The organism is Pricia sp. (assembly GCF_041745955.1).
Taxonomy (GTDB): Bacteria; Bacteroidota; Bacteroidia; order Flavobacteriales; family Flavobacteriaceae; genus Pricia.
This window is the reverse complement of record NZ_JBGTHY010000070.1, coordinates 1-12,831: the sequence shown is the minus strand read 5'-3', so window position 1 is coordinate 12,831 and position 12,831 is coordinate 1. Positions and strand designations below refer to the sequence as shown.

Sequence of the window (12,831 nt, the reverse complement as noted above, 5' to 3'; positions counted from 1 at the left end):
CGAGAAACGGATTACCGATGAAACACCGGTGCGTACCTTGCCGCGGAGAAACTACCCAAATTGGGCCATTGCGGCCTCGATTGCCTTGCTGGTCGGTTTCGGATGGCTTGGCTACCATAATTTTTTCGGCTCGAACTATGCCGATTTATACCAAGAGAACTTTCAGGAATATCCCAATACGGTCTATACCATCACGCGAAGCGATGCGGTCGAGTCCATCGAAAGGGAAGGCTTCGCCGCTTACGAAGCGGGCAACTATAAGACCGCCATCGACAATTTCGAAAAGATACCGCCCAAAAACCAAAAACCCTACCTGGATTTTTACAGGGCGCAATCCTATTTACAAATCGATAAAACGGAGGAGGCCAAAAAACTTTTTAAAACGAACATACGGAATGGTAGTGCCTTTGTGCCAGAATCCCATTGGTATCTGGCATTGACCTATCTAAGGGAAAAGGATACCGAAAATGCGCTCCTGCAATTGCAAGCGCTTACCACGCGCTACGATTATAATAAAGAGAAGGCAAGCACTCTTTTGCAGGAATTGGAGTGAAATTTTTGAGCTACCTCCCATGATACTTCGACTGCGCTCGCACAGGTCTCAAGGGAGGTGCTATCACCTTCCTTGTTTCCTTTTACGATATACCAAAAACGCAATCAACAACAAACAAATTCCGCCGAAGGCAATCCATAACCCGCCATGGGTCTTCACCACCGGATCCATATTGCCCGAAATCACAAAACCGGACCAATAATAGGGGTGCGCCAAAGCGTTCTGCCGGTTAGCGTTCAGGAATCGGACCTGGGCTTTTTGAAGTGCGACGTCCTTGCTATCGCCTTCGGAAAGGTTTTTATAAAAGGTATCCATCAACTGGGTCGTTGAGGCATCGGTGATTTTCCAAAGGGTACTGCAGATACTCGATGCCCCGCTGTAAAAGAATCCCCTGGCCAGGCTCAAAAAACCCTCGCCCCGTTTTAGGTCGCCGATACCGCTCTCACAGGCGCTTAAGGTCACCAGATTGGCATCGATCTGCAAGTTGTAGAGATCGCTTACGTATAGAAAATCTTCCGCGTTTTCATCATTGTCATGGGAAAAGGCCAGATAGGAATATTCGGGGGATGCGTCGTCAAAAATGGCATGGGTGGCCAGATGTAGCATGCCGAACCCCGATAATTGCGCCTCAAAGTTCTTAAGCGAGGCGTTTTCGCCCGTGAACGATCGGCCGTTAAAAGAGTTCAGAATTTCTTCCACTTCCTTTTTGTTGTTAGGCAAGGGCAAGAGTCCGCTCCTTGTGCCGTCCGATGGGGCTGTGACCTGATTGAAACTCGGCGCAAAGGCCAGGATCTTCGGTTCTTTTTGTTCCCGATCTCGCAATTGCGAAAGTAAGGTGGCGGAGTTGGTATAGGCGATGGCATGGCTTTCAGCGAGGTATGAAATTCCGTATTCCGAGGTGTTCAGGGCGGCGAAGGGAATGTAGTTCAACAGGCCGTCGGTAATAATGATGAGCTTTTTAATGTCTCCGGAATTTAAAAATGGGGCGACCACTTTGATGTATGACTGGTGGGTAGCCTTGCCCAATGTGGCACTATCCGATTTTGGATCGGCCAATAGTCGGTGTATTTCGCTAATTTTATTTTCCAAGGTCGTGTCGATAGCGATCCGTTCCATTTGTTGGCCGTTTTTATCGACGGCCACGGCGTAGATGGCATCGTTGCCGTAGAAATAGGAGATCAGTTGTTCATCTTTGCCCAACATACGCTGTGTTTCAGCGACAGAAATGGTATTAGTGTTGTATTTCAGGTCGTAATAGGCAGGATAGTCCGATTCGATTTTATTGACCAATCGTCTATATTCCTCCCTGAAGTCAAAAAGATAATCTTTCAGGGTGCCGGTGTCGTCTTGGGCAACGTTGATTTGTTTCTCAAGGTTGCTGATCTGGGCCTTTACCTGTTTTTCCCTTTCCAATAGGTCTGCCGGGATATTGGCAAATTGGGTGGCCTTTGATTCCAAAAGGGCCTCCAACAGTAGAACAGCCTTGCTCTTTTCGGAATACAGGAAGCCCTTGTCGATAAATTGTTCATCTTGCGTAGAGCTATATAATTCGTAGGCCGCTTCTAGACCCGATTCGAACATGGGAAAGGCATCCTCGATAAGCCACAATTTATCCGAATGGCTTTGGAACGAAGGTTTTAGATTGTCCAAGATTTTTATTCCTTCGTCAACCGTATGTAAGGTAGATAAATAATCCCCGGAAGTGTTCAATGAATTTAAGGCGACAGTTTTATTTTTAAGGATTCTTATCAATTTACTTTGGCCAACTGCGTTTTTAAGACCCCGTAATTGGTCTATGGCCCTATCAAAACTTTCCACGGCTTTTTGTGGCCTATCAAATACTTCATGAAGCAGTCCTATCTTATTTAAAACATGGGCCACTTCCAAAGGCTTCTGGTCGCCCCATCTGTTTTTGACCAGTTGAAGCGACTTGTTGAATTCTTTTTCCGCTTCGGTATAGTTGTTATTTTTTTGATGCGTTTCGGCACTTACTTGATAATAGCTGGAAAGTTCGGGGTCATCGGCAGCCATGAGATTTTGTGCGATTTTCAGATAATAGGTCGCACTATCCTTTTGCCCTAGGCTGTTTTGATTTTGCACAAGATTTAAAATGCTCAGGACACTGCTCCCATTTTTGTTGTTGAGATTGTATTCTAAGGTCTTTAACAGATACTTGTTTGCCCTATCGAATTTTCCTTCATTTTTATAGACTTCTGCCAACAAACTATAATTATTGAACAAAAGGCTTTGATTATTACTGGAATTTTCGGCCATCAAATACCGAATATTTTTAGTGTAGTACTGCTTTGCGCGATCGAATTTATTTTCATCGGCATACATTTTGGCCAAATAGCTGTAAGACAAGGACAGATAATGTTTAAGGTCGGCATCTAACAGGCTATCCGGCACCTGCTCGGTAACTTCGACGATTTTTTGAAAAGCTTCCCTCGACCGTTTGTAGTCGTTGAGTAGATAACGATAGGTGCCTTTTTCATTTAAAAGAAGGTTTCGATATATGGTGCTTTCCGGCATACTATCGATATATGTTTTCTGCACAACGTATAATGAATCCAAAACCAATAAATTTTTTTGGAACAGATCTAAATCCGAATTAAGGTCCGCTACCATATTTTTGGTGGCCAAGGCATCGATGACCGTTTTCCAATCCTTTTCGGCAATTGCCAGTTTCATGATCTCATTACAGTAATAATACGCCGAATCTTTATCTGTATAAAGGTGCCCATATCCCTTTTCAAAAAGTGAATCCAATTTTTCGTTATATCTGGAAGATTGGCCGGTTAGGTGGAAGACCACTAGAAAAAACCCAAAAAATAAAGTTAGAAATTTCATAAAAAAAGCCTTTGACGTTGCCGTCGAAGGCTAATTTACAATTTAATTGTACTGAAAAGGGTACCTATTTTCCATTTACGGTAAGTCCGTTGGTATAGGATGCCTGAGTTCCATCCGAATCAACCCGTATACTTTTAAGTAGATATGAGCCTGGAAGCAAAACTTCTGACAGATCGATTTTTACACCCTGTAATTGGTCTTTGGATCCTTTGACCGCTTTAGCAGTTTTGGCCGTCTGACCTACTTTTTTACCCTTTGTGTCAAAAAAGACACCGCTATATTCGTTCAGGTCATAGAATACGACATAGGATACTAAACCATCGATGACACCGGGTCGCGGACCTACCCTTGGAGGTATCCGAATGCCAAATCTGGAAACTAGATCGTCCAAACCTGGGATATCAGCCTCAAGTGCGGCCGTTTCGTTATTCAAGGCCGTGGTAGCTGCCAAATCCGCCTTAATTTCGTCGGTGCCCTGATTGTTGTCAATGATTGCTTGCAAAATTTTAGCTCTGGAGGTCAACGAATCGATTTGCCCCGTCAGAAATAGTTTGTAAAGGTCGCCTTCGAAAACATAATTGGTTTCCGTAAGTACAATTTCGTCGTCGTCATAAGGGTCGCCATGCCCATAATATTTAGAGCAGGAGGTCAATGCTATGCAGAAGAACACTAAAAAAGAGACTTTTGTTTTCATAATGCTTTTTTTTGCCCTGGACTAAAGGGCCGGGTTAGTAATTAAAATTTGTGTTTCGTTATTTAATGTGTTTTTCGGTCAAGGGTTAACCAATACTATCAGCAAATTTAACGCTCATTTTTTTGGATAATTATTTACTGAACTTCGTCAGCTCGGTACTGCTCATCAAGTCCCCATTTTTTTTATAACTTTCTTGCTTCACCATACCTACACCTTCGGCCAACCAGAGTTTGGACTCCAACTCGAAAGAGGCCCCCATGGTCTTTGAAGTAGTGGTTTCCGTAATAAGATAGCAGTCATACGTGCCGGCCGGAGTCGTGACACTTTCTTTCTTCTCTACCTTACGGTCGGTCTGATCAACGGTCGTATTCATTTTTATACCACCCATATTCATTTCCACAGATACATTGGCATCTGCGAGTACTTGGCCAACACTTAGGTCGTTCGGCAGTTCGATATCGGTACCGTTGATGTCCATTTCAATATCCATCTCCGAATATTGTTGCATCATCTGGGTCGGGAAAAGCGATTTGTAATCGATACGTACAATACCATTTTCGCAGGTAATCTTGTAGTTCGATTCAAATACTTCCTTTCCTTTTTTGTCCGTGTACTTAAGGTCAAGTGTTGCCACGGTTGCCGGGCCATTATCGGACACCTCGGAGATTGTATAATCGACCGTGCCATCTGGTTTTCCTTTTTTATCGGAGGTCGTGTATTGAAAGGTAGTGCCTTCTTCCAAAGGATAAAATTTACTGCACGTTTTTTGCGCAAAGCCGATGCCTGTCATTAGCAAAAGGGCCGGAATAGATAAAAGAATCTTTTTCATGGTGTACTATTGTTTAAGGTTTGATTTTTATTTACAGTTTGATAAATTCTACACGGCGGTTTCGGCTTTTGCCTTCGTTGGTCTGGTTGTCTCCGACAGGTTCCGATTCGCCCTTGCCTTCCGTCGTTAATTTATCGGGTGGTACATTATATACGTTAACCAAGGCATTTTTGACAGCTTCCGCCCTTTGTTTTGACAGCTGCAGATTTGTACTCTCGTCGCCATCCGCATCGGTATGGCCCACTATTTTTAGGTTTATAGTGGATTCTTGTTGCAATACCTGAAATATCTGCCGGATGATGCCCATAGATTGCGGCTGAATATTGGCCGAACCGCTGTCGAACAGAATACCATTAGTGGAAATCTTTCCGTCGGCCAGTAATTTTCTTCTCAAATCGACGCCTCCTTCGGCAATTTTGATATTTCCGATAAAGACCGCTTCTTTTTCAGTATTTATATCCCTTAAAGTGAACTTGATACCCTGCATCTTCATGTTTTCTGGAAGCAATCGCGGTACATCGACATACTTATTCTCATTGATCCAAAATCGAAAACGTTGTTTGTTTACGGCTATGGAAATGTGATGTTTTTCATTAATGATGTTCCGAATGTCGGTTTTTAACTCGTTGCGCATGACCCGCTTGCCTGCGAAATTGTTTTCCACAATAATGCCCCTGCCAATGTATTGACAAAATGGATACTCGATCATGCCACAGTTCTTCGGTTTGTCGAAAGTGTTGTTATCACCGACCATCAAACCGAGATATGACTGGGACGAGGTCTGGTTGTCAAGACCTGTGGCTACAACATCGAATTCAAGGGTAAATTCTTCGGGAAGGTCGGTAACATCTGGTATATAGGTTGTGTTGGGCCCCGGTAAGATTTTTAACCATTTTTCGGGATATCCTTCGATGGTAACCAGTTCGCCGCTTGCGTTTGAATTCCATTTCGAAGGAAAATCCCCAATAAAATCCTTTGTAAAGTCATCCGTGAAAATAGGATTATCGCCGGGTACAAAATCGAACTTACTATAAACCGCTATCGATTTTGGGTCGCCTGTACTCGATGCGTCAGGCGTGTCGGCTGTCTCGGAATCCCGACCCGAGTTCGTTCCCCAACCTGAATCCGGACCGCCAATTTGGGCATCTCCGGTCGATCCGCCATTCGGTATCGGCTCCCGTCTTTCATTTTCACCTTTGGCCCCCGGTTCGAAAATACTGTCCAGAGCCTGATCGGTCTTCTCGGAGGTCTCTTGTTCGACCCTACGTTCGACGGTTCTTTCCGCAGCACGTTCCGCGGCCTTGCCCAATTTCTTAAATAGTTGTCCGTTCATTTCAAAAACAGTGCCCAATAGACAGATAGCGGTCAGCAAAAATCGAAATATAATTTGTATCGTGTTCATAATCACAATTAATTTAGTCAAAAAACTTTTATGATCGGCCACGGAAAGTAGCCTTACATTGACTTAATGGCACCAAAGTAAAAAGGTTAACCTTGTCAAGGACTAAAAATGCTGTATTCGGTCATGAATAGTGTATGAATGGAAGTCAACACTGTACCATCGGCAGAAAATCGGAAAGATTGAGTTGTAGGATGTAAAAAGCAAAGCAAATTTTACCAAAGGTCTAGGTTCAATTGGTCGGGCAACTGCCGAAAACTTCTTCTATGGTATGGGGTGAGTCCGTATGTACGGATGGCCTCGCGATGTTCTTTCGTTGGATATCCCTTGTTCTTTTTCCAGTTGTACATCGGGTATTCCGCGTGAAGCGCTTCCATATAGGCGTCACGATAGGTCTTTGCCAACACCGACGCGGCGGCAATGCTTATGTATTTGCTATCGCCTTTTACGATGCATTCATGGGGAATTTCTTTATAGCTTTTAAAACGATTGCCGTCTACAATGATGAATTCAGGTGCGATGGTCAATTGATCTATGGCCTTGTGCATGGCCATGATAGCCGCATTGAGGATATTGATTTCGTCGATTTCTTGCGGATGCACATGGGCGACCCCGAAGCTAGTGCAGCCCCGCTCGATCAGCGGTCTAAGAAAATCCCGGCTTTTGTGCGAGAGCAGTTTTGAATCGTTGAGCAGTATGTGAGTAAAGTTTTTGGGAAGGATAATGGCGGCCGCGGTCACCGGACCCGCCAAGCAGCCTCGACCGGCCTCATCAGTGCCGGCTTCGTTTTGAAATCTATGTATTTTTCTAAGTTTTTTAATAAGATAGTGAGGTAATATACAAACTTGAAAGAACCACTATATGGTATTCGCAATCTAAGAGTTAATGTTGTGATTATTTATCATTAATTATGCATGCATTCTAATTAAGTTGACAAATATCAATCTATTTTTAACAAAACCTATGAGATGTTGTTATATTTTTTTGTTTTATTAACTTTAATTTAAGATTTTTGCAATGACTAATTCAAAGAAACACAAAATGAGAGCCAAATACAAAGGATTGCTGACGCTATTATTGGCGTTGGTCGTGCAGATTTCTTTTGCGCAGGAAAAAACGGTGACCGGTACTGTGACCGATCAAGACGGATTACCGTTACCAGGTGTTAACATCGTAATCCAGGGTACAACTACCGGCACCCAGACTGATTTCGACGGCAATTACTCTATCCAAGTCGCCGAAGATCAAATTTTATCTTTTACCTACGTGGGTCAGCAAACTAAGGAGATGACTGTGGGTAGTTCTTCGATACTTGATGTTCAAATGTCTGAAGATGCACAAGCCCTTGAAGAAGTTGTTGTAGTTGCCCAAAACATCAAGAGGGAAGCTGGGTCTCTTGGGTATGCTGTGAGCGATGTGGGCAACGAAGAAATCGAGGAGCGAGCCCAGGGCGATTTAGGACGAATTCTGCAAGGCAAGGCCGCCGGCGTTAATATAACGGCAACAAATGGTGTTTCCGGTTCGGGAACTAATTTTATCATCAGGGGGTATTCGTCCATATCAGGCAGTAACCAACCTCTTTTCATTGTAGACGGTGTCCCATTCGATGGAGGAGCAAATGAACAATCCGATTTCTTTGATAGCTCGGGTGAATCAAGCCGTTTTTTAGACCTTGACCCCAATTCCATTGAAAATGTAAAGGTCTTAAAGGGACTGAGTGCCACTGTACTTTACGGAGAACGAGGCAGAAATGGTGTGGTCTTGGTAACCACAAAAGGCGGAAGTTCAAAAGCTACTACGAAAAAGCTTGAAGTTACCGCTTCCTCTTCTTATTTTATAAGTGAAGCGATTTTACCGAAATTCCAAACGGAATTTGGCGGTGGTTTTCATCAGGCATATGGGTTTTTCTTTAGTAATTGGGGCCCGGCATTCTCAGATCAAAATCCCGTTTCCTACGGTTCGGAATTTAGGGGTATTGCCTCGGATGGAACGGTTTTGGTACAGCATCCTATCGACAGGTTGTCGGACCAATCGCTAAAAGTGGGATACGAAGATTTGGCGGCATCCGATTATAGATATCAAAATTACAATAGCGTCGAACAGTTCTTCAGAACTGGGGGAGTTTCGTCATCTTCCGTAAACCTCAGGGGTTCTACCGAAGATGCCACCTTTAATGTGAACATGGGCCATTTAGAGGATCAAGGCTTTACCCCTGGCAATAAGGTCATAAGAAACAATATAGGAATCGGGGGTTCTGCCAATCTCGCCAACAATTTAACAATTAGCGGTACTTTAAACTATTCGAATACCGATTACAAGACCCCACCGATTGCCGCCTCGTTAGGTAGCGGTACAATTGGCGATGGCGCCTCTGTTTTTGGAGATGTTCTTTATACACCTAAAAGTGTCGATTTATTCGGGCTCCCTTTTCAGACAGCAGATGGAAGAAGTATTTATTATCGTTCCGGAAACGACATTCAAAACCCAAGATGGACGATAGCTAACTCTAAAACTACCCAAAATACGGAACGTGTTTTCGGAAACATGAGCCTTGGTTACGATATTGCCGAAAACCTTGGTGTGACCTATCAATTGGGACTTGACACGTACACCGAATTTAATACCTATGGCCAGAACAAAGGGGGTGTAGATGGAGATCCTACTGGTATTTTTAGGACAACCCAGGTTAAGAACAAAATTTGGAACCATACTTTGAACTTTAATTATAACAAAGATTTTTCCGAAGATTTGAATCTACAAGTAGTGTTAGGGGGGCAGTCACGAAACGATACCTTTCAACGGGATGGGGTAGAAAGTACACAGCAATTGGCCTTCGGGGTACTGAAGCATTACAATTTTGTAAATCATTCTACGGTCAACAGTTTTACAAGTAACGATTTGGCTTTTAATACCCTTGAAAACCAACTCGGCATATACACCGACATAACCTTGGGCTACAAGAGGGGGCTTTATCTTAACTTCGCCGCACGTAACGATTGGAGTTCTACCTTGGAAAGGGACAACTACAGTATTTTTTATCCTGCGGCGAGTATATCGTTTATACCTACCCAATTTATTGAAGGCTTGGTGAGCGATAATTTCCTTAGCAGTTTAAAACTACGGGCGGGCTACGGCACCTCTGCCGGTTTTCCTGATCCCTACGGTACCAGAAACACGCTTGACTTGACTTCAAGGGGCTTTGTTAGCGCAAATGGCGTACTTTCACGTAATCAGGTATCAAACCGCTTGGGAAACCCGGATTTGAAAGCTGAAACGGTTTCTGAAACAGAGGTGGGAGTCGACGCACAGTTTTTCAGAAACCGCTTATCGCTCAACGTGAGTCTATATAAAAAAGATACCAAAGATTTGATTACCGATCAAAATTTGGATCCATCGACCGGATTTACGGTTACTAGAATCAATGCGGGCAGCCTTGAAAATAAGGGAATTGAGGTCGACTTCGATTTTACGCCGGTTCGAACCGATAATTTCTCGTGGAATCTAGCGGGTAATTTCTTTGCGGACGAAAGTAAGATTACCAGCCTTCCAGCAGGCACTGATCAAATCGCGTTGACAAACTTTATCATCGGTAGTGTGGCAAACTATGCCATCGTTGACCAACCCTTTGGAATCCTTCAAGGTTCAGCGGTGGTCAGGAATGATCAAGGTGATCTGGTCGTAGGGGACGACGGCCTGTATTTGGACGCAGGTGAGATATCCATTCTGGGTGATCCCAATCCAGATTGGAACGCTGGTCTTACTACAACCTTCAGTTACAAGGGTCTTTCCCTTTCGGCGAACCTTTTGTATAGACATGGCGGGGATATTTTTTCCCAGACCATTGGATCGACTTTAGGAAGGGGAACCGTTGGTTTTGGTATCGACCGGTCAGCTTCCTTCGTGTTGCCGGGAGTGAAACAGGATGGTTCAATAAATACCACTCAAATTACTGCTTCAAACCTTGGTTTTGATACCATCGGGTTTGCTCCGTTTGAAGAATTCTTGATTTATGATGGAACTACCATTCGATTGAACGAGCTTAGCCTGTCTTATAATATGCCATCTAGATTTTTGGAAAAAACACCTTTTGGTCAGCTCAGTTTTACTTTAAGTGGCAATAATATTTGGTATGATGCGGTAAATACCCCCGACGATGTACGCTTTGACACCAACACCCTAAGTACCGGTGTAGGTAATGGACAGGGAATCGATTATATAACCGGACCCAGTTCCAGAAGATATGGATTCAGTGTAAAGGCAACATTTTAATTATGAACGGCAAAAGCAAAAATAGAACTACCATGTTAGAACAATATAAGTACGTATACCGAGGATTATGTATTTCGTTTATAGCCCTTGGTCTAAACTCCTGTGAAACGACACAGTTAGAGATTTTGGAAAGTCCGAACGCCCTGGCGCCGTCGCAAGCGGATGTTGATTTATTTTTAAATTCGATTGAAATTGAGCTGGCTGCCCTTGTGGATGGTACCCAGTCGCAAGATAATGCAGGTTTTTCGGAACGCGGTATGGAAGTGACCCGAATATTGCACATGTTCGGGCCGACCTATGATAATGCTTACCTGCCCGGTGACTTTGATAATGTTTATCAAGATGTGTATGCTGGGCTATTGGCAGATACCAGGGCTATTCAGGAACCGGCGGAAGAGGCAGGGCTTTATACCCACAAGGGAATCGCCAAAGCTATTGAAGCTTATGCATTTATGACGTTAGCGGATTTCTTTGGTGACATACCCTTCTCGGAGGCTTTACAGGGTGCGGAATTTCCCAATCCGAACCTCGATGATGATGCTGCCGTTTATGCCGCGATCGAAACATTGTTGAACGATGCCATAGCAGAGTTCAATCGAGAAGAGGCCGTTGGAGCTACAGGCGATCTTTTTTACGGCGGTGACGAAAGCCAGTGGATTAAATTGGTGAACACGCTCAAACTAAAACTGTATATACAGACCAGATTGGTTGATTCGGGTGCAGGTGCCAAAATAAACGCTCTGGTTACGGATGGAAATTTGATATTGGATGCCGTCGATGATTTTCAGTTTAACTATTCGTCCACCGATGCCAATCCAGACAGTAGGCACCCTGTTTTCGGTAGAAACTTTGATGTTCCTGCAGATGTCACCGATTATATGTCAAATTACTTCATGGTATTGATTAAGGACAGTTATCCAACCGGTGATCCCCGTACACGCTATTATTTCTATCGGCAATCCTTAGACTTTACCACCGATCCCAATGAGGCAGAATGTGTTACACAATCCGCACCGGTTCATTTCTCGTTATCCGATGTTTTTTGTGATCCGGGTAATGGCTATTGGGGCAGAGATCATGGAGATAACGACGGTATTCCCCCCGATGGGGGTCTAAGGACCACTTGGGGCGTCTACCCTATTGGCGGTCTTCTGGACATCGGTCAAGGAACGGCAATCCCGGGAAGGAATATAGGCCTTCAAGGTGCCGGGGCATCTCCAATAATGCTTTCTTCGTTTACTAATTTTATGTTGGCGGAAGCAGCACTGACAGCCGGGGTTACCGGTGATCCCAGAGTTTATTTGGAAGCAGGGGTAAGAGCTTCCATCACAAAGGTGATATCTTTCGGTGAAGGTCTTGATTATTTAGATGATGTGGTTACTGCAGACGACCCTGATACCGAGGAAGACGAAACACGGACGGTCCGAGATGTTTACGTGCCCACTCAAGCTGATATAGATCGGTATGTTAACAATGTACTGGTAGAGTATGACGGCGCTTCTGCTACCGGTAAGGTCGAGCTTGTAGTTACGGAGTATTTCAAAGCACTTTTCGGTAACGGAATTGAAGCTTACAATACATACCGGAGAACTGGTTTCCCATCAGACCTACAGCCCACCTTGTTGGCACAGCCCGGTGAATTTGTCAATTCGTTTATTTACCCGAGCGAACTGGTAGACCAAAACTCCAACGCTTCGCAAAAGCCCAATCAGGCAGTCCGTGTATTTTGGGCGGAAGGCGGGCCAACATTGGAATAACATTAATCAAAGAAAATAATAAGACCATGAAAAACATTTATAAAACGATACTGTTTTCATTTTCAGTAGTTCTCTTTTTCGGGTGTGAGGATGAAGACAAAAACCCCTTTCCCCGGGCGGAATTGACACAAGGTGCGGTTTTGAGAACTATCTCGGTAAGCAATCCGGCAATTGTCAATAAAAGTGATATCCCGGGTTCCGATATCGTCCTTGAACTTGAAGCGGACGATTTTCAGAATAATACACGTTTCGAATCCATGGACGTTTTTGTTTCCTATGTCGATAGGTTTTTTGACAGGGAAGGTGTTACGGAAACAACCCTCGACGACGAAGATATCAGTATACCGGAAGAAATGCTGCTCAGCGTTCCCGCTTCGGCATTTACCTCGACAGAAAACGGCAAACCAAGATATACGCTGACAGTCAATGGACAGGATGCGGTAGACCTATTGGGCTTGACCCCCAATTTAGAAAAAGTCG

General features: G+C 44.0%; 9 protein-coding genes. 4 read left to right on the top strand and 5 right to left on the bottom strand.

Annotated elements, in window-relative coordinates; translation table 11 throughout:
• A partial coding sequence (locus ACEW8S_RS02210) for a tol-pal system YbgF family protein (protein ID WP_373516553.1) occupies positions 1 to 553 on the top strand: 553 nt, incomplete at its 5' end.
• Positions 554 to 616: 63 nt separating this feature from the next.
• Here the strand turns inward: ACEW8S_RS02210 and ACEW8S_RS02205 are convergent.
• From ACEW8S_RS02205 to ACEW8S_RS02185, 5 genes are all read right to left on the bottom strand, one after another.
• The gene (locus ACEW8S_RS02205; protein WP_373516552.1) at positions 617 to 3,403 is read right to left on the bottom strand and encodes a CHAT domain-containing protein; all 2,787 of its coding nucleotides are present in this window, start codon (positions 3,401 to 3,403) and stop codon (positions 617 to 619) included.
• A 64-nt stretch (positions 3,404 to 3,467) separates the two neighbouring features.
• Positions 3,468 to 4,097, bottom strand: a complete 630-nt coding sequence (locus ACEW8S_RS02200) for a hypothetical protein (protein WP_373516551.1) — start codon at positions 4,095 to 4,097, stop codon at positions 3,468 to 3,470.
• A 130-nt stretch (positions 4,098 to 4,227) separates the two neighbouring features.
• On the bottom strand, positions 4,228 to 4,926 hold the full coding sequence (locus ACEW8S_RS02195) for a hypothetical protein (protein ID WP_373516550.1): 699 nt from the start codon (positions 4,924 to 4,926) through the stop codon (positions 4,228 to 4,230).
• A gap of 31 nt (positions 4,927 to 4,957) precedes the next feature.
• Positions 4,958 to 6,328, bottom strand: a complete 1,371-nt coding sequence (locus tag ACEW8S_RS02190; protein WP_373516549.1) for an OmpA family protein — start codon at positions 6,326 to 6,328, stop codon at positions 4,958 to 4,960.
• Positions 6,329 to 6,540: 212 nt separating this feature from the next.
• The gene (locus ACEW8S_RS02185; protein WP_373516554.1) at positions 6,541 to 7,146 is read right to left on the bottom strand and encodes a ribonuclease HII; all 606 of its coding nucleotides are present in this window, start codon (positions 7,144 to 7,146) and stop codon (positions 6,541 to 6,543) included.
• A 220-nt stretch (positions 7,147 to 7,366) separates the two neighbouring features.
• Here ACEW8S_RS02185 and ACEW8S_RS02180 point away from each other — a divergent pair, with 220 nt between their 5' ends.
• The 3 genes from ACEW8S_RS02180 to ACEW8S_RS02170 all read left to right on the top strand — a co-directional run.
• Positions 7,367 to 10,594: a SusC/RagA family TonB-linked outer membrane protein gene (locus tag ACEW8S_RS02180; RefSeq protein WP_373516548.1), complete on the top strand. Its 3,228-nt coding sequence runs from the start codon at positions 7,367 to 7,369 to the stop codon at positions 10,592 to 10,594.
• A 32-nt stretch (positions 10,595 to 10,626) separates the two neighbouring features.
• Positions 10,627 to 12,351 carry a SusD/RagB family nutrient-binding outer membrane lipoprotein gene (locus ACEW8S_RS02175; RefSeq protein WP_373516547.1) on the top strand — a complete coding sequence of 575 codons (1,725 nt, stop codon included), beginning with the start codon at positions 10,627 to 10,629 and terminating at the stop codon, positions 12,349 to 12,351.
• A 26-nt stretch (positions 12,352 to 12,377) separates the two neighbouring features.
• Positions 12,378 to 12,831, top strand: a 454-nt coding sequence (locus tag ACEW8S_RS02170; protein WP_373516546.1) for a hypothetical protein, incomplete at its 3' end; no start/stop codon positions are given.